This is a genomic window from Ruegeria sp. AF2, assembly GCF_056542025.1.
Window position 1 is genome coordinate 1,366,230 of record NZ_JBQFZC010000001.1, and the last position, 17,395, is coordinate 1,383,624.

At 56.1% G+C, this 17,395-nt stretch carries 14 protein-coding genes; 8 read left to right on the top strand and 6 right to left on the bottom strand.

Annotated features, from left to right (window positions below; genetic code table 11):
- Nucleotides 1–42 precede the first annotated feature (42 nt).
- A complete protein-coding gene (gene glpD / locus ACR0NM_RS06745; RefSeq protein WP_480613935.1) occupies nucleotides 43–1,620 on the bottom strand; it encodes a glycerol-3-phosphate dehydrogenase in 1,578 nt (525 codons plus the stop codon).
- Between the two features lie 190 nt (nucleotides 1,621–1,810).
- Between glpD and ACR0NM_RS06750 the strand changes: the two genes are divergently transcribed.
- The 4 genes from ACR0NM_RS06750 (at nucleotide 1,811) to ACR0NM_RS06765 (ending at nucleotide 5,750) form a co-directional block, all read left to right on the top strand.
- On the top strand, nucleotides 1,811–2,569 hold the full coding sequence (locus ACR0NM_RS06750) for a DeoR/GlpR family DNA-binding transcription regulator (protein ID WP_170421208.1): 759 nt from the start codon (nucleotides 1,811–1,813) through the stop codon (nucleotides 2,567–2,569).
- 89 nt (nucleotides 2,570–2,658) lie between these two features.
- Complete coding sequence (locus ACR0NM_RS06755; protein ID WP_170393336.1) at nucleotides 2,659–3,021, top strand: DUF3302 domain-containing protein; 363 nt, start codon at nucleotides 2,659–2,661, stop codon at nucleotides 3,019–3,021.
- Between the two features lie 21 nt (nucleotides 3,022–3,042).
- Entirely contained in the window at nucleotides 3,043–4,188 is a 1,146-nt protein-coding gene (locus tag ACR0NM_RS06760) for an HlyD family secretion protein (RefSeq protein ID WP_170393337.1), read from the top strand.
- Between the two features lie 11 nt (nucleotides 4,189–4,199).
- Nucleotides 4,200–5,750, top strand: coding sequence for an efflux transporter outer membrane subunit (locus tag ACR0NM_RS06765; RefSeq protein WP_480613730.1), 1,551 nt, complete (start codon nucleotides 4,200–4,202; stop codon nucleotides 5,748–5,750).
- A 3-nt stretch (nucleotides 5,751–5,753) separates the two neighbouring features.
- Here ACR0NM_RS06765 and mprF read toward each other — a convergent pair whose 3' ends face one another.
- Both mprF and ACR0NM_RS06775 read right to left on the bottom strand, forming a co-directional pair.
- Nucleotides 5,754–8,360 carry a bifunctional lysylphosphatidylglycerol flippase/synthetase MprF gene (mprF, locus tag ACR0NM_RS06770; protein ID WP_480613732.1) on the bottom strand — a complete coding sequence of 869 codons (2,607 nt, stop codon included), beginning with the start codon at nucleotides 8,358–8,360 and terminating at the stop codon, nucleotides 5,754–5,756.
- Between the two features lie 91 nt (nucleotides 8,361–8,451).
- The gene (locus tag ACR0NM_RS06775; protein WP_170393340.1) at nucleotides 8,452–8,880 is read right to left on the bottom strand and encodes an Lrp/AsnC family transcriptional regulator; all 429 of its coding nucleotides are present in this window, start codon (nucleotides 8,878–8,880) and stop codon (nucleotides 8,452–8,454) included.
- Nucleotides 8,881–8,966: 86 nt separating this feature from the next.
- On the opposite strand from ACR0NM_RS06775, the gene rocF reads away from it, so the two are divergent.
- From rocF to ACR0NM_RS06790, 3 genes are read left to right on the top strand one after another with little or no spacing between them, the layout of a single operon-like run.
- Nucleotides 8,967–9,887, top strand: coding sequence for an arginase (gene rocF / locus ACR0NM_RS06780; protein WP_170510828.1), 921 nt, complete (start codon nucleotides 8,967–8,969; stop codon nucleotides 9,885–9,887).
- On the top strand, nucleotides 9,887–10,807 hold the full coding sequence (gene ctlX, locus ACR0NM_RS06785) for a citrulline utilization hydrolase CtlX (RefSeq protein WP_170393342.1): 921 nt from the start codon (nucleotides 9,887–9,889) through the stop codon (nucleotides 10,805–10,807). The genes rocF and ctlX overlap by 1 nt, the downstream gene beginning before the upstream one ends.
- Before the next feature lie 6 nt (nucleotides 10,808–10,813).
- Nucleotides 10,814–11,857, top strand: a complete 1,044-nt coding sequence (locus tag ACR0NM_RS06790) for an ornithine cyclodeaminase (RefSeq protein ID WP_170393343.1) — start codon at nucleotides 10,814–10,816, stop codon at nucleotides 11,855–11,857.
- Between the two features lie 50 nt (nucleotides 11,858–11,907).
- Here ACR0NM_RS06790 and ACR0NM_RS06795 read toward each other — a convergent pair whose 3' ends face one another.
- Genes ACR0NM_RS06795 through ACR0NM_RS06805 form a run of 3 tightly spaced genes read right to left on the bottom strand, consistent with a single transcriptional unit; the run spans nucleotide 11,908 to nucleotide 15,020 of the window.
- The gene (locus ACR0NM_RS06795; protein ID WP_170393344.1) at nucleotides 11,908–13,311 is read right to left on the bottom strand and encodes a TRAP transporter large permease; all 1,404 of its coding nucleotides are present in this window, start codon (nucleotides 13,309–13,311) and stop codon (nucleotides 11,908–11,910) included.
- 3 nt (nucleotides 13,312–13,314) lie between these two features.
- Nucleotides 13,315–13,944 carry a TRAP transporter small permease subunit gene (locus ACR0NM_RS06800; protein ID WP_170393345.1) on the bottom strand — a complete coding sequence of 210 codons (630 nt, stop codon included), beginning with the start codon at nucleotides 13,942–13,944 and terminating at the stop codon, nucleotides 13,315–13,317.
- A 59-nt stretch (nucleotides 13,945–14,003) separates the two neighbouring features.
- Nucleotides 14,004–15,020, bottom strand: a complete 1,017-nt coding sequence (locus tag ACR0NM_RS06805) for a C4-dicarboxylate TRAP transporter substrate-binding protein (RefSeq protein ID WP_170393346.1) — start codon at nucleotides 15,018–15,020, stop codon at nucleotides 14,004–14,006.
- 408 nt (nucleotides 15,021–15,428) lie between these two features.
- Here ACR0NM_RS06805 and acs point away from each other — a divergent pair, with 408 nt between their 5' ends.
- Nucleotides 15,429–17,393, top strand: coding sequence for an acetate--CoA ligase (gene acs, locus ACR0NM_RS06810; protein ID WP_480613734.1), 1,965 nt, complete (start codon nucleotides 15,429–15,431; stop codon nucleotides 17,391–17,393).
- Nucleotides 17,394–17,395 lie beyond the last annotated feature (2 nt).

Genomic DNA, 17,395 nt, shown 5'->3' on the forward strand with positions numbered 1-17,395 from the left:
TGCGGGGCGTATCTTTTTTGCTTGGATCGACTGATCCGCACGCTAGTCAGTTAACCGTTTGGCCATCCAGTCGTCTATCCGGCTGATCTGTTCGGGGCTGAGCCTTAGACCCAGCTTATTGCGCCGCCACACAACATCCTGCGCGGTGCGCGCGTATTCCTTGTCCATCAGCCAAACCAGTTCGGCCTCGGTCAATGTCGCGCCGAAATCGTCACCCAGATCGCTCTGGTCTTTTGCTGGGCCCAGAAGGTCCCAGGTTTCTGTGCCATAGGCCCGGATCAATCGATGGGCCCAAAAATCGGTCAGGAACGGGTATTCGACCATCAGTTTCCGGATCAAACCCTGCACGCCGTCGACCGGGAAATCCCCACCTGGCAACGGCACGCCTGCGGTCCATGGTCCGGCAAGATCGGGGAAATGCTCGCCCACTTTCTCCAACGCGCTTTCTGCAAGGCGTCTGTAGGTGGTGATTTTTCCACCAAAGACATTCAACACCGGAGCCCCGCCCTCAGCGTCCACTTTCAGCGTATAGTCGCGCGTGGCCGCTGTGGCACTGCTTGCGCCGTCGTCATATAGCGGACGGACGCCGGAATAGGTCCAGACGATATCTTCACGGGTAACGGGCTTCGCGAAGTATTTCGATGCGAAAGCGCACAGATACTCCTGCTCGGCCTCGGTACAGACCGGAGGCTCGGAGGGGTCGGAATGATCCTGATCCGTGGTTCCGATCAAGGTGAAATCCTGCTCGTACGGGATCGCAAAGATGATGCGCCCGTCTTCGCCCTGAAAGAAATAGCACTTGTCATGGTCAAACAGCTTGGGTGTCACGATATGGCTGCCACGCACCAGACGGACGCCTTCTCGGGAATTGACCCGGATCTTGGTCTGGATGATGTCACCTACCCAAGGTCCGCCCGCATTGATCAACATCTTCGCAAGGACGGTTTCGGTCTTGCCGCTATCCCGATCCCGAATCGTAACCTGCCACAGTTCATCGATCCGCTCAGCCGAAAGAACCTCGGTCCTGACCATGATCTTGGCACCACGTGCCTCGGCATCGCGGGCGTTCAGGACCACCAGCCGCGAATCCTCGACCCAGCAGTCCGAGTATTCATAGGCGGTTTCAAATTTGTCTTGCAGCGGAGCCCCCTCGGGTGCTGCGCGCAGGTTCAGCGAACGTGTACCCGGCAGGATTTTGCGACCGCCCAGATTGTCATACAAAAATAGGCCAAGCCGTATTAGCCAGGCAGGACGACGCCCGCGCATCCATGGCATCACCGTACTGAGCAACCGTGAGGTCGGCGTTTCAGAGTCAAAACGCATATCGGCGTGATAGGGCAGCACGAAACGCATGGGCCAACTGATATGGGGCATAGCGCGCAGTAAGGTCTCGCGTTCGACCAGCGCTTCACGCACCAAACGAAATTCAAAAAATTCCAGGTACCGTAGCCCGCCATGAAACAGTTTGGTCGAGGCTGACGACGTCGCCGAGGCCAGATCGTTCATTTCAGCCAAGGTGACCGATAGGCCCCGACCTGCCGCATCACGTGCGATACCGCACCCATTTATACCCCCGCCGATCACAAAAAGATCGGTAACTTGGCTGCTGTCCGATGACATATCCAATTGATTCCCCAACGTGGCAGTTTCAAGCGCATTAGCAGTATGATGGTTCGTATCGTCAACTTTATTTTTCGATAATGTTCGTTTTTAGCTGAAACAACGAGTATTAATAAGTGCAACTAACGAATTCCCTTGCTTAACCGCAAAATTAGAACAAAAACGAAAACACCGGAGCTCAGGACCGCCCATGTCACTCTCATTTCGCCAATCGGACATTCTATTAGTCGCCGAGCAAGAGGGCCGCGTTACTGTCGAAGGACTGGCCGAGCGCTTTCAGGTGACGGTTCAAACCATTCGCCGTGACCTGACTGAACTGTCAGAAGCTGGTAAGTTGGATCGGGTTCACGGGGGTGCCGTTCTGCGTTCTGGCGTGTCTAATATTGGATACGAAGACCGGCGCGCCCTGAACCATGAAGCCAAGACACGCATCGCTGAACGCTGCGCGGCCGACATCCCCGAGGGCAGCTCGATCTTTATGAACATAGGCACCTCGACCGAGGCCGTTGCCCGCCAATTGCTGAAACACAAAAACCTAATGGTCGTGACCAACAATATGAACGTTGCCAATATCCTGGCCGATAACCCCGATTGCCAGATCGTCGTTGCAGGCGGTGTGCTGCGCAGATCAGATAGTGGGTTGGTCGGGAATCTTGCGGTCTCGACCATCCGCCAGTTCAAATTCGATCACGCGATTATCGGCTGTTCCGCATTGGATGCGGATGGGGATCTAATGGATTTCGATCTCCAAGAAGTACTGGTCAGTCAAACTATCATTGAACAAGCCCGGCAGATCAGCCTAGTAGCGGATGCTTCAAAGTTTCAGCGCACCGCGCCCGCACGCATCGCCTCATTATCCGATGTTGATATGGTTTATACTGATCTACCGCTGCCCGGCGACCTCCATCAGAAGTGCATAGACTGGAACACCAAAATTATTGAATGCTGATGCATCCTTCCGATCAGCCAGAAAGTGATTGATTAGCTGGACAACAGCGCCCGAGGATGGAACAGTTTCCAACAACAGGAGGCGCGAGCATGGGACTTTTGGGGCAGCCGCTGGGCTACTATGACTATCTGACATTTGTGGCACTTATCTTGCTGCTGGCAGCGGTGATGGCGTTGTTTCTATTCATAATGGGTCTGCCCGGACGTATCGCGATCAAACGCAATCACCCCCATGCCGAAGCGGTCAAGATCATGGGATGGATGGGTTTTTTGGCGATTGTCCCTTGGGTGCACGCCTTTATCTGGGCGTTTCACGACGGCGTCACCGTCGACATGCGCCGCGGCCCTGATGAAGAACGCAAGGCCATAAGGGATGAAATCAAGCGTCTGGGAGGCACCGTCAAACCGGAATACCAGGACCCACTTGATACCGACGAAACAAAGCAAGCCTAAGGCCAAAGGAATTCAGCACTCATGTTCGTCGCCCTAGGCATCACGCTTTTCTACATTATTTTTGTCTGGTTCATCTTCTTCAAGGTGCAATGGCTGAAATTCAACATCATGTGGGGGATCGTCTCATTCTGGGTCGGCGCTCATCTGCTGCTGATCTTTTTGGTCGCGCTGCGCTTCTTTCAACCCTTTTCCGTCGACAGCCACGTCGTGCGCTCCACCATCCAGATCGTCCCGCGCCTGACACAGCCCACAATCCTGTCCGAGGTTTTGGTCGAGCCCAACACCTGGGTCACTAAGGGCGATCCGCTGTATAAGTTCGACGACACGGTGTTTTCGCTGGCCGTGGACAAGGCGAATGCACAGCTGGTGGCGGCGCAGCAAAACGCGAAGATCCTTGAACAGGATGTCATCGCCGCTGGTGAAGCGGTCGAACGCGCAAACGCGCAGTTGGCCTATGCGCTGACCGAGCAAGCGCGATACGAGAATCTCGTTCCCGCCGGAGGTGCCCGTCAGGATGAACTAGACCGCTGGAACGAACAGGTCGCGGAAGATCAGGCGAAGATTAAGGAAGCTCAGGCCAATCTTGAGAAGGCCAACCTTGCGCTGGATTCGCAGATCGACGGCGTGAATACCGGCATTATTGAGGCTGAGGCGCAGCTGGCCGAGGCCGAGTATTTTCTCGACAACACAACGATCTATGCCCCCGAAAATGGCATGATCGTTTCGCAACAGGCCCGCCCGGGGATGGTTGTGGGGGAAATTCGTCTGGGTGCCATTGCCAGCTTTGTCACCGAAGAAGACCCCTATATTCTAGCCACCTTCCGCCAGCAGAACCTGAAATTTGTCGAGGTCGGCCAACCGGTCGAAGTTGCTCTGGACCTCTATCCCGGAGAAATTCTGACCGGCAAGGTTGAGGCGGTCTGGTGGGCCACACGTCAGGGCCAATACTTGCCCTCAGGCCGCCTGCCCGGCTTTGAATTGCCAAAACTGCCCGGTCGGATCGCTGTTCAGATCTCGGTCGATGTGCCTGAGGGGCATACTTTTCCTGCAGGTGGCCACGCTGCGGTGGCGATTTACACCGGCATGGGAAAAAGCTTTGAATTTCTGAGGCGCATCAACATTCGCCTCTATTCCTTCGCCAACTTCATCCGGCCACTGGATATCTGAGGATGCGTACGATGACACTCCGCCGGTTGTTAGGCACTGCCCTTTGCGCCGCTACCCTCACCGCCTGTACGCCAGTGGGGCCTGATTTTGTGCGCCCCAACTCTCCGGTCGTGAAGCAATGGATGGAGGTCAACAACCCCAGCGCGGGCCAGAGCGGCCTGACCTCACGCAGCGCTCCGGTTGTGCGCTGGTGGGAAACGTTTAATGATCCGACGCTGAACAAGCTGATCGCCGAAGCCTATGCGCAGAACCTGACCTTACAGGTCGCAGGTGCCCGCGTACTTCAGGCCCGCGCGCAGCTTGGTATCGCATTCGGAGAGCTCTACCCGCAATCGCAGGCCGTGGGCGGTTCGCTCCAACGCCGACAGATCAGCGACAATCTTGGGCCGATTTCGGACATCCGGCGGATTATTCCCTTGGACACCGAATTCTCGACTTCGCAAGTTGGGTTTGATGCGCAATGGGAACTGGACGTATGGGGCCAGCAACGTCGCGGCGTACAGGCCGCGCGATCGAATCTGGCACTGCAGGTTGCTAATTATGACGACGCACTGGTCACGCTGACCGGGGACGTAGCGGCGCTTTATATCAACATCCGTTCGTTGCAAGAGGCTCTGCGCATCGCGCGGGAAAACATCACGATTCAGCAGGCATCGGCAGACCTCACTCAGCTGCGCTTTAACAACGGCGTTACAACCGAGTTGGATGTGCAGGAATCGACTGCCCTGCTCAACAACACCAAGGCACTCGTGCCCGAGTTGGAAAGCGATATCCAACAAGCCAAGAACGCACTGGCGGTTCTGTTAGGAAAAACGCCGTCTCAGATGACTGGCTTGATGGGCAATTCAGGCCGAATTCCAACAGGGCGCAGCAACGTGGCCGTTGGTGTGCCCGCCGAATTGCTACGGCGGCGGCCTGACGTCCGCGCCGCCGAATTGGCGGCAGCCACCCAATCGGCGCAGGTGGGGATCGCGTTGGCTGATCTCTATCCACAATTCATCCTGTCGGGCGCGATCGGTTTGCAGGCCTCGGGTGGGCGCGATCTGTTCAGCACCAACAGCGCCACAGGATTGGCTAGCGCAGGCGTTGTCTGGAACGTCCTGAATTATGGCCGCATCAAGAACAATGTCCGCGCGCAGGATGCCGCCTATCAAGCGTTGATCGCCAACTATCAGAATACTGTTCTGACCGCGTATTCCGAGGTCGAAAGCGCGATGGTTGCTTACGCACAGGCGCGCAAACAGGTCACCTTTTATCAGCGCAGCGTCGAAGCTTCGCGCAAGGCGGCTGAAATCGCGGTCGATCAGTACCGAGACGGCATCGCCAGCTATTCGCGTATCCTGAACACGCAGACCGCGCTATTAAGATCGCAGGCGAACCTGATCGAGGCCCGGCAGGAGGTCTCTTCGAATCTGGTCGCGATCTACAAAGGTCTGGGTGGTGGTTGGCAGATTCGGCAGAATCAGGAATTCCTACCCGAGACGGTGCTGGCCGAGATGGCCTATCGCACCGATTGGGGTGATCTGTTGGAGAAAACGCCAACACGCGCCAGCTTGAACTAAGGCCTATTTCGTCAACCCGCGCAGGCCACCCGAGATCAGGATGTTAACTTCGTAGAGGATACGTGGCGCGGCCAACCCGCCGGGGCTGGCTAGATAGTTGGGGCTCCATTCCGGATCGAATTTTTGCTTGAAGGCGCGCAGGCCTTCGAAGTGGTAGAATTGTTCGCCATGTTCATAAACGAACCCACCGATCCGATTCCAAAGCGAGGCCAACTGCCGGTTTTCGATCCCTGAAAATGGCGCTGCGCCCAGTGAGAACCAGTGGAATCCCTGCTCGGACCCCCAGACCATCATCTCAGCAAACAGCGCATCCATGACAAAGCTGGGGCTGTCCGGTTCATAACGCATCAAATCCAGAGACAGTTCGGATTTGTTTCCGCCTTGAAACAGGTTGGCGAAGGCCATGATCTTGCCCGTCTCATCCCGCAGAACCGCATGGTCGAAATAAGACAGGTAGGCATCATCAAAGCCGCCCAAGGCAAAACCCTTTTCCTCACCTGCCTTTTGCGCCAACCAATCGTCCGAGATCTGACGAAGTTCGGGCAACACCGGTGCAAGATGTTCTTTGGGGATAATTTCGAACTTGTACCCCTCACGCTCGGCCCTGTTCTTCGCCTGCCGGAACCGTTTGCGCGATTTTCCGTCCAGCGAGAAATTCTGCAGCGGTACGCGGGCCACTTCTCCGATCTTCAGGATCGATAGGCCGAGGTCCAGGAATGTCGGCAGATATTTGGTCGATACACTGTAAAACGCACAAAGCTTGCCTTCGCGATCGGCCATTTCTCGCAATTGCCAGATCAGTTGCTGCCCCGCTTGCTCATCACCCACAGGCTCTCCTTTGGTGATCAGCGCATTGCCAGTATCGGCATAGGCAAGGAATGCGGTTTCGTCAGGCGAGATCAGGAATTGCTTATCACCCGTCAGTGAAATCTGAGATTCGGTGTCTTCGCTCTCCATCACGAGACGTTCGACAACTTCGGGGATTTCAGTCCTAACCGGCGCGGGGATTTCACGGCCGAACAGCGAGTTCACCGCCACGATGCCAACGATCACGGCCACCACGAGGCTGGACCGCAGGAATCGCGAGGCATCTCCACTCCAGGCAAAGTCCCACCACAGCGCGTTTTGATATTCGACATGGGAATAAGCGAACAATCCAATCCAGAAAATCACCGCCAGCAACGCGACGACGCTGACCAGCCAAGGGATATTTAACCGAAAGATAGATGCACCGCTTACCCGGTAAAACGCTCCCCGAAACATCGCCAAAAGGCCAATCGTGAACAGCAATGAAAGGGCTTCATGCGTATCAAGCCCTTTGGCGAGCGAGGCGAAGAAACCTGCCACCATCAAAAGCATGGCAACAACCCACGCCCGATAGAGCTTGCGGAATAGACCACGTGAGACAAGTAGCAGTAGGACACCCACGGCGCTGCCTGCAAGATGAGATGCCTCGACAAATGACAAAGGCAAAACCTCTCGCAGTACGCCAAGTTTCTGCGTACTGGAAGGCAAAGCCCCTGAAACCAACAGGATAACTCCTGCCACAGCCGCGACGCCGGCAGCCACCATCGGGACAATGGGGCGAATTGCGCGATAGACCCAAGTGACCGCGCCCCCGATGCGATGGCGCTGTGTCAGAACCGACGCGACCGCAATCGACAGGCTGGCGATGGCAAACGGAAGGAACGTATAGACCAGTCGGTAGAGCAGAAGCGCAGCGATCACATCAGACCGGCCCGACGCCCCTAGACCAGCGATCAGAGTGGCTTCGAACACACCGATTCCTCCCGGTGCATGGCTAAGGATACCCACCGCTATTGCGCCTATATAGACCGCGAAGAAATACGGGTAGCCAACCCCCAGATCGTCCGGCATGAGCACATACAGCGCCATTGAAGCGCCGAACAGATCGCCTACCGCCGCGATTGTCAGCAGACTTGCCAGCTTGCCGCCCGGCAGGTTGAACCCAAACCCACCATAGGCCAATCGCCGCCCTCCGCTTGAAAGCCAGACAAACAAGACCGCAAGCCCCGCCAACATGCTCAGACCGATCACAGTCTCCGTCGTTTCACTGATCGGCAGGACCTTGGAAATGCCATCCGGGTGTATTGTAAGCAACAGGCCCAAAAGCAGGATCAGTCCCATCCAGAACGCCACCCAAGAAGTCGCGATCACCCCGGCCACGCGGCCAAGATCAAGCCCCAGCGACGCATAGATACGGTATCGGATCGCGGTGCCGGTGATATAGGAGAATCCCAGGCAGTTCGATACCGCATAGCCGCTTGCACCGGCCATCCCCGCAACGGGCAGAGGCACTTTTCCATCGGCGACGCTCTGCACGGCAAGCACATCGTAGAACGAAAGCGACAGAAAACTGAAAGCCGTCCAGCACATCGCAAAAAACATGAATTTCCATGGTTTCGCTGCGATATCGCTTTGGATATCTGACCATTTCACATGCGCAGAGAGGTCATGCAGAACCGCAAGCGCGATTCCTGTAATCAGCAACGGAACCGCAATCTTGACCAGCGGCTTTTCCAACAGCCCTGTCACATACTCGGCCAGACGTACGGCGCGTGTCTCTTCCGTTGTCGGCTGTGTCGTCATTCCGTTCGCCCCTGCCCCGCGATCCTCAGATCAGTGTCAATTCAAAGCTTTGCACGAATTTTCCATCCGGCAAAGGGCCTAGGCCAACGCGTCACGAGCGTCCCTTGCGTGTCGAGAGCAACAGATTGGTCTCAGATCGTGTAACGCCCTCCATCCGACGGATCTGGAACAGGACTTCATCAAGCTCATCCAGTGTATCGGTTCCGATCTCTGCGATCAGATCCCAACTTCCATTGGTTGAGTGCACCGCCCGAACCTGACGCATCGCAGCGATTCGCGATCTGATCCGCTCGGTCCCGCGGCCTGCGATCTCAAGCATCATCAATCCACGAACAGGGCTTTCCGATACGCCCTGCCGTGTCACAACGGTAAAGCCGACGATTTCGCCAGACTGCTGAAGCCGCTTTAGTCGGCTGCGCACGGTTGTTCGGGTCACCCCGAGCAGTTCAGCCAGTTCCGACAACGATGCCCGAGCGTCCCTGTGCAGTGCGTTCAATAAGCGATTGTCCAGTTCGTCCATGCGTGATTACCAAATCGGAATTAGCCAATTCACTTTGACCAATTTGATCTCTTTTCTCAACTCATATCGTATCGATAGATAGACTTATGAGCAAAATGAACATCATTCTCGCCGGAGCGCCTATGGATGCCGGCAAACACCGCCAAGGCTGTCGGATGGGTCCAGATGCCTATCGGGTCGCGGGTCTCGCCCAAGCGCTGTCAGATCTCGGGCATTCTGTGTCGGACATCGGTGACACGCGACCAGATGCCGTCGACATTTCGGAAGACACCCATCTGTTCTCTTTACCGGAATGCGTGGGCTGGACACAGGCGCTAAGCCGCACGGCACAAGAGGCCGCGCTTGAAGGCCTTCCTATTTTCATGGGCGGTGATCACGCCCTGTCGATGGGCACGGTGGCAGGAATGGCGGCACATGCAGACCGTATCGGGCGCCCTCTTTTCGTGCTCTGGCTGGATGCACATAGCGATTTTCATACGCCCAGCAGCACGGCCAGCGGCAATTTGCATGGAACGCCGGTCGCTTATTTCACTGGCCAGTCAGGCTTTGACGCCTTTCCACCGCTGATATCGCCGATCCCAACGGATCGCGTCGGTATGATCGGTCTGCGCTCGGTCGATCCCGCCGAACGTGCGGCATTGGAAAAAGATCACGCGATGCTCGCCGATATGCGCAGCATCGACGAGCACGGGATCAAGACACCCCTACTGGCCTTCCTTGACAAAGTACGCGCAGCAAACGGCATCCTGCATGTCTCGCTGGATGTGGACTTCCTTGATCCCTCGATTGCGCCTGCGGTTGGAACCACTGTCCCAGGTGGCGCAACCGAGCGCGAGGCGCATCTGGTCATGGAATTGTTGCATGAAAGCGGTCTCGTTTGTTCGCTGGACCTCGTCGAGCTGAACCCGTTCCTGGATGAGCGCGGCCGAACCGCAAAACTGATGGTCGATCTTGCAGCCTCGCTGATGGGTCGTCGCATCTTCGATCGCCCAACCCGGAGCTTCTGATGATTTCTCTTCAATCTCCTTCAGCTGTCGTGATGGTGCGCCCGCACGCATTTGCGTCGAATCCTGAAACCCGCGACGACAATGCATTTCAAACACTGGCAAATCGATCTGCTGCAGCGACGTCTGCTGCCGCGCGGGATGAGCATGACAAAGCAGTAGAACAGCTTCGCGCTGCTGGTGTGACCGTTCATGTGTTTGACGACGAAGGCGAACGTGACACACCCGACAGCGTGTTCCCAAACAACTGGTTTTCGACCCATCCAGGCGGTCATGTCGCTGTTTATCCGATGTTCGTTCCATCGCGCAGACGCGAAAGACGCTCAGATGTAATTGAGTTACTGAAGCGGGAATATCGAGTGCAAGACGTCATCGACTATTCCGGCCTCGAACAGGACGACCTCGCGCTTGAGGGCACTGGCGCAATGGTTCTGGATCACGTGGGCCGTATTGCCTACACTGTTCGATCCAACCGCGCCGATCCGGTGTTGTTGGAGCGTTTCTGTACGCATTTCAACTATGAGCCGATTGCCTTTGATGCAAAGGACGCTGAAGGCCGTGATGTCTATCACACCAATGTCCTGATGGGGATCGGCACGCACTACGCCCTTATCTGTTTGGACATGATTTCCAACCCAGAACGTCGGGCAACAGTTCGGGCACGGCTTGAGGAATCTGGCCGTACTGTCATCGATCTGTCCCATGAGCAGATTGCAGATTTTGCAGGAAACGCGATTGAGCTTAGTGGCAATGATGGTCTTGTCTTGGCGTTGTCCAGCCGAGCGCTACAGGCTCTTACACCTGCTCAAGTCGCGATCATCGAAGCCAGTGCAACTCCGCTGCCGCTCTCGGTTCCCACAATAGAAACAGCCGGTGGATCCGTACGTTGTATGATCGCTGGTATCCATCTTTCCCGCCGATAGGAGTCTTTGATGCAACCTTCTGATAAGGCCCTCGTGCCATTTGTATCCGTCGACAACATGATGCGTCTGGTCCATCACATCGGGGTCGAACAGATGATCACGCAGATTGCCGCGCAGATCGAATCCGATTTTAAACGCTGGGAGAGCTTTGACAAAACGCCCCGCATCCCGGCCCACTCACCACATGGGGTGATCGAACTGATGCCAACCTCGGATGGTGAGGCGTACGGGTTCAAATACGTCAATGGGCATCCCAAGAACACGTCTGAGGGCCTGCAGACCGTGACCGCGTTTGGCCTGCTGGCTGATGTCTATACCGGTTACCCGACATTGTTGACCGAAATGACGATGTTGACTGCTTTGCGGACAGCGGCAACCTCTGCGCTGGTCGGCAAATATCTCGCGCCCAAATCCGCGACGACGATGGCGATGATTGGAAACGGCGCGCAATCCGAGTTCCAGTGCCTCGCCTTCAAAGCCATGTGCGGAATCGATACGGTCCGGCTCTACGACACAGACCCGAACGCGACGGCGAAATGTGCAGCCAATCTGCAGGGCAAAGGGCTGACGGTCGTGCCCTGCAAAACGCCGGAGGACGCAATCGAAGGCGCTCAGATCATAACGACCTGCACCGCTGACAAGAAATACGCCACCATCCTGACCGACAACATGGTCGGCCCCGGTGTGCACATCAACGCGATTGGCGGTGATTGCCCCGGCAAAACCGAACTGCACCGCGATATCCTTCTGCGCTCGAATATCTTTGTAGAATACCCCGAGCAAACGCGGATCGAAGGTGAAATTCAAGCTCTGGAGAATGATCACCCTGTCACCGAGATGTGGGAAGTTATGACCGGACAAGCCACAGGGCGCACCGATGATCGACAGATCACGTTGTTCGACAGTGTCGGCTTCGCGATCGAGGACTTCTCGGCACTACGTTACATCAAAAGCGCGATTGAAGGCACTGATTTCTATGAGCCATTGGACATGCTCGCAGACCCAGACGACCCGCGGGATCTGTTCGGGATGTTGATGCGGGCAGGATAAAGAACCCGCACTTCTAAAACTGTGCCCCGGCCTTTGGCCGGGGCTTTTTCCTATCCCGCAAGCGATGGCAGGTATAGAACAATCCCTGGAAAGGCCACCAGCAGTGCGATGGTCAGAGCATCGGCAATGAAGAACGGCGTTACCCCTTTGAAGACATCCTGAACACTAAGATCAGGCCTCACGCCTGCGACAACAAAACAGTTTAGACCAATAGGAGGTGTGATCAGGCAAAACTCGGCCATTTTGACCACCAAGATTCCAAACCAGATCGCACACATCGGCCCGGACATACCAAAGGCGCTGTCTGCTGCGCTGACGGCCTCGCCTCCGTTCAGGGCCATAACGGCGGGATACACGACCGGAAGTGTCAAAAGCAGCATACCGATCGCATCCATGAACATGCCCAGCACTGCATAGGCCAGCAGTATGCAGATCAGGATCAACATAGGTGACATTTCGAGCGAAGTGATCCAGTCGGAAAACGCCCCCGGCAAATCAGCAAATCCTAGAAACCGCACATAGATCAGAACACCCCAGATGATTGCGAAGATCATGGCGGTCAGTTTGGCGGTTTCAAGCAAAGCCGATTTGAATTCAGGCCAGCGCATGCCGTGGATCAGGGCAAAGCAGAACACGATGAAGGCCCCGATGGCCCCGCCCTCGGTCGGGGTGCCCCAAGCCTTGTCGCCGAAGGGGTTATAGACAAAGCAGATTATGATGAGGATCACCGCCACAATGGGCAGTGCGCCCGGAAGAGCAGCAAATCGTTGTTTCCAAGTAAACCCGGTGACCGGTGGTCCGACGGACTTGAAGATCACGGCGATACCGACGATCAGCAAGCCATAGATCACCGCCGAAAACGCGCCGGGGATGAAGCCTGCGAGCAGCAGTTTTCCCACATCCTGCTCGACAATGATGGCGTAAATCACAAGGATCGCAGATGGGGGGATTAGCGAGGCCAAGGTCCCGCCAGCGGCAACCACACCGGCGGCGAAACGTTTATTATACCCGACGGCCAGCATTTCAGGGATGGCGATGCGCGCAAAGACGGCTGATGTGGCGACCGATGCACCTGATACGGCGGCGAAACCGGCGGTCGCAAAAATCGTTGAAACGGCCAACCCGCCAGGCACCCATGCCACCCAGCGTTTTGCCGCCTCAAACAAGGCGCGGGTCAGGCCAGCGTAGTAGGCTAGATAGCCGATCAGGATGAATGTTGGGATCAGGCTCAGCGTATGAGACGCCACCTTGGAATGTGGCACCTGGCCAGCCGTTTTGACGGCCACCGTCAGTGCCTTACCAAACCGCTCGGGATCATACCCAAACTTCGCCCAGAATATCCAAACAAGGCCAACCAACCCTGCCAGACCTGCAGCAAATGCCACCCGCATGCCAGTGACGACAAGAACCAACAGTCCGGCAGTGACCCAAAGGCCGATATCAATCGTGTCCATGGGTCAGTTACGTCCTTCGAATTGTTCGGCCTCGGCTGCAGCCTGTGCGGCGGCATCCTGTATCAGCGGTACGGCCACCGGTGCCTCGAGCCCCAGCATGAAGGCGCGTCCATAGCCCCAGACCTGCAAGATTAGCCGGGCGCACAGCACCGAAAAAGCAACGGGCGCCAGCAGCTTGGCTGGCCAAATAGGAATCCCGATATCAATCGAGCTGTCGCGACTCCACATCGGAGCGCCGAAGTCAAAGGACCGGTCAAAGTGTGACCAACTTCCCCAAACCAGCGCCAGCATCAGCAGCAGAATCAACAGAACCGAGATCAGCTCGAACAACCACAGCGCCCGCCCTTTCAAGCGCGAGATAACGATATCCATTCGGATATGCCCGCCATCGCGCTGCACAAACGAAATACCCAGAAACGCGATCAGGGGCATCGCCTGTTCAATCCAGTCAACATATCCGGGCAAAGGCGCGTTTAATGCGTTTCGGCCGCTGACTGACACAACAGCCAGCACCATCAGCCCGAAAACCGCGAATCCGCTGATCAGCGCCATAAAACGCTCTAGACGTAACAAACGGTGATCCAACCGGCTTAGAAGACTGCCATCCTCAAGCACCGTGGCATGTCCTGCCATCTCAGCATTCCTTTGATTGAAGGAGATGCCGGGTGCCTAATGACACCCGGCTGTGGCGATCAGTTACCGCCGCGCTGCTGTTGCAGTGTCGATTGCACAAGATCATAAAGATCCTGCGCAGGCAGACCCTGGGCGGTCATGTCTTCGATCCACTTCGCGCGAATAGGATCAGCGGCTTTGGCGCGAAACTCCTCAAGCACGGCATCGTCAATCTCGACCTTTTCAACGCCTTTCTCTGCCAGCACGCCATCCCACTTTTCAAGCAGTCCACCGTAGTTGGCCAGATAGTGATCGATAGCCTCATTAATCGAGCTGTCCAGCGCTTCGCGATGTTCGGCAGGCAGCGCTTCATAAGCGTCGATATTCACCACCACCGGACAGTTTACCGTTCCAGGATTCAGATTGGCCGTCCACCAGTCAGCTTCGTTGATCGTCCCGAATGACAAATGCGCATGCTGAGCGAAGGCCACGGTATCGACCACGCCAGATTCCATCGCATTATAGGCTTCGGTCGCGGGCACGGACGTAGGTACGCCACCAACCGCCTCAAATGCTTGCCCCAAACCGCCAGTGGCGCGTACGCGCATACCGTCGAACTCGGCAAGCTCATCACGAGGGTCACCGGTGCCGACAAGGTTATATTGAGGCATCGGTGAAGTCATGATGATGCGCGCGTTCCACTGCGCCATCTCGTCCTTGACTGCTGGATGATCATAGACTGCGTGGCTGACGGCCACCTCTTCATCCAATGTGTTTACGCCAAGGAAGGGCAGTTCCAAAACGGTGATCGCGCGGTTCTTATCGCGGTGATAGCCCGCACAGAACTGCGCCATCTCGAACGCGCCAATCTCGATACCATCCAGGTTTTCCTTGGGCTTCGACAATCCACCATAGCTAACATTGATGGTGAAATCGCCGCCGGTTTTTTCGTTCACCAGTTCAGCCAGTTTCTCAACATGCTCGGTAAATGCGCGGCGCTTACCCCAGACCGAGGCATTCCATTCGGTCGCGGCTGCTTCGGTGACAAACGCCACACTCAGGGCGGCAAAAGCCGCACCGCTCAACATCTTTTTCATAGTGGTATCTCCCTTAGTTGCGCCCCCTATCGGGATGCTTGATTGTGAAGCTAGCGCCAAGTCTAGAAGCTGCCAACCCCTGCGAGGATAAGTGGTGTTATCGCCACCAGACTTAGAGATTAAAGTGAAGCTATCGGCCAAAGCCCCAGACACATGCCAATGAGTGCTTATGTCATTACAGCTATCTTGCTGATTTAAGGTGTATATTACGCACAATTTCAGAATTATTTACAATGTTAGTGCCGAAAATGAAATTTCTTTACAAAGAAATCCAAGGATTATGGCAATTTATTTATTTCTTTTCTGATCCCCGTATTATTCAACTTGGGGAGGAACCGGATCGAGATTGCCTAATCGGCTGGCAAAATCGGTCCCATGTAATCCAGTCCAGAGGGAGGAGCCTCAAAGATGACTACCGCTGCCCAGGCAGATGCCAAGACATATCCGCCATCCGCAGAAACTGTCGCCCGTGCGCATGTCGACGCCGACAAATACGCAGATATGTACGCTGCGTCGATCAACAACCCCGAAGCATTCTGGGATGAGCAAGGCAAGCGCGTTGACTGGATCAAGCCTTATACTCAGGTCAAAGACGTCAGCTATGATTTTGGTTCGGTTGGTATCAACTGGTATGCGGACGGCACGCTAAACGTCTCGGCCAACTGTCTTGACCGTCATTTGAATACGCGCGGCGATCAGACAGCGATCATCTGGGAACCGGATGATCCAAACGACGAAGCTCAGCACATTACCTACGCCGAATTGCACCGTCGCACCTGTCGCATGGCCAATATTCTCGAATCGATGGGCGTGCGCAAAGGTGACCGCGTTGTGATCTATCTGCCGATGATCCCTGAAGCAGCCTATGCGATGCTGGCTTGTGCACGGATCGGAGCAATCCATTCGATTGTATTTGCTGGGTTTTCACCCGATGCGTTGGCAGCCCGAGTCAACGGATGTGATGCCAAGGTCGTCATCACTGCCGATGAGGCACCACGTGGTGGCCGCAAGACTCCGCTGAAGTCCAACGCAGACGCGGCCCTGCTGCACTGCAAAGACAGCGTGAAATGTCTGGTGGTCAAACGCACCGGTGGGCAGACCACTTGGATCGATGGTCGCGACTATGATTACAACGAAATGGCGCTTGAAGCGGATGACTATTGCGCACCCGCCGAGATGAATGCCGAAGATCCGCTGTTCATTCTCTATACTTCCGGTTCGACCGGTCAGCCCAAAGGTGTCGTCCATACGACCGGCGGTTATCTGGTCTATGCCGCGATGACACATAAGATCACATTCGACTACCATGAAGGCGACGTCTACTGGTGCACCGCCGATGTCGGCTGGGTCACCGGCCACAGCTATATCGTCTACGGTCCACTGGCCAACGGCGCGACCACACTGATGTTCGAAGGCGTGCCGACCTATCCGGATGCATCACGCTTCTGGCAGGTGTGCGAAAAGCACAAGGTGAACCAGTTCTACACCGCTCCGACGGCAATTCGCGCTCTGATGGGTCAGGGTACCGAGTTCGTCGAGAAATGCGACCTGAGCGATCTCCGGACGCTGGGCACAGTCGGCGAGCCGATCAACCCGGAAGCCTGGAACTGGTACAATGAAGTTGTTGGCAAAGGTAAATGCCCGATTGTTGACACCTGGTGGCAGACCGAAACCGGCGGTCACCTGATGACCCCCCTGCCCGGTGCGCATGCGATGAAGCCGGGCTCGGCGATGAAACCGTTCTTCGGCATCCAGCCGGTGGTTCTGGACCCGCAATCCGGTGTTGAGATCGAGGGAAATGGCGTTGAGGGTGTTCTGTGCATCAAAGACAGCTGGCCCGGTCAGATGCGCACCGTCTGGGGCGATCATGAGCGGTTCGAGAAGACCTATTTCTCGGACTACAAAGGCTACTACTTCACCGGCGATGGCTGCCGTCGCGATGAGGATGGCGATTACTGGATCACTGGCCGCGTCGATGATGTAATCAACGTCTCCGGCCACCGGATGGGCACGGCCGAGGTGGAAAGCGCGCTGGTCGCCCATGCCGCCGTCGCCGAGGCCGCTGTGGTTGGTTACCCCCATGAAATCAAAGGGCAAGGCATCTATTGCTATGTCACTTTGATGAATGACCGCGAGCCGTCGGATGAGTTGCTGAAAGAGCTGCGCACCTGGGTCCGGACCGAGATCGGCCCGATTGCTTCGCCTGATGTGATCCAGTGGGCTCCCGGCCTGCCCAAGACTCGCTCGGGCAAGATCATGCGCCGAATTCTGCGCAAGATTGCCGAGAACGACTTTGGTTCGCTTGGCGATACGTCGACCCTGGCCGATCCGTCAGTGGTCGAAGACCTGATCGAAAACCGGGCAAACAAGTGAGG

Excerpts from the sequence above, each read along its gene's own strand:
- ACR0NM_RS06795 (WP_170393344.1), bottom strand. The coding sequence starts at position 13,311 with ATGGACACGATTGATATCGGCCTTTGGGTCACTGCCGGACTGTTGGTT.
- ACR0NM_RS06765 (WP_480613730.1), top strand. The coding sequence starts at position 4,200 with ATGACACTCCGCCGGTTGTTAGGCACTGCCCTTTGCGCCGCTACCCTC.
- ACR0NM_RS06755 (WP_170393336.1), top strand. The coding sequence starts at position 2,659 with ATGGGACTTTTGGGGCAGCCGCTGGGCTACTATGACTATCTGACATTT.
- ACR0NM_RS06805 (WP_170393346.1), bottom strand. The coding sequence starts at position 15,020 with ATGAAAAAGATGTTGAGCGGTGCGGCTTTTGCCGCCCTGAGTGTGGCG.
- ACR0NM_RS06775 (WP_170393340.1), bottom strand. The coding sequence starts at position 8,880 with ATGGACGAACTGGACAATCGCTTATTGAACGCACTGCACAGGGACGCT.
- ACR0NM_RS06750 (WP_170421208.1), top strand. The coding sequence starts at position 1,811 with ATGTCACTCTCATTTCGCCAATCGGACATTCTATTAGTCGCCGAGCAA.
- ctlX (WP_170393342.1), top strand. The coding sequence starts at position 9,887 with ATGATTTCTCTTCAATCTCCTTCAGCTGTCGTGATGGTGCGCCCGCAC.
- glpD (WP_480613935.1), bottom strand. The coding sequence starts at position 1,620 with ATGTCATCGGACAGCAGCCAAGTTACCGATCTTTTTGTGATCGGCGGG.
- ACR0NM_RS06800 (WP_170393345.1), bottom strand. The coding sequence starts at position 13,944 with ATGGCAGGACATGCCACGGTGCTTGAGGATGGCAGTCTTCTAAGCCGG.
- rocF (WP_170510828.1), top strand. The coding sequence starts at position 8,967 with ATGAGCAAAATGAACATCATTCTCGCCGGAGCGCCTATGGATGCCGGC.
- mprF (WP_480613732.1), bottom strand. The coding sequence starts at position 8,360 with ATGACGACACAGCCGACAACGGAAGAGACACGCGCCGTACGTCTGGCC.
- ACR0NM_RS06760 (WP_170393337.1), top strand. The coding sequence starts at position 3,043 with ATGTTCGTCGCCCTAGGCATCACGCTTTTCTACATTATTTTTGTCTGG.
- acs (WP_480613734.1), top strand. The coding sequence starts at position 15,429 with ATGACTACCGCTGCCCAGGCAGATGCCAAGACATATCCGCCATCCGCA.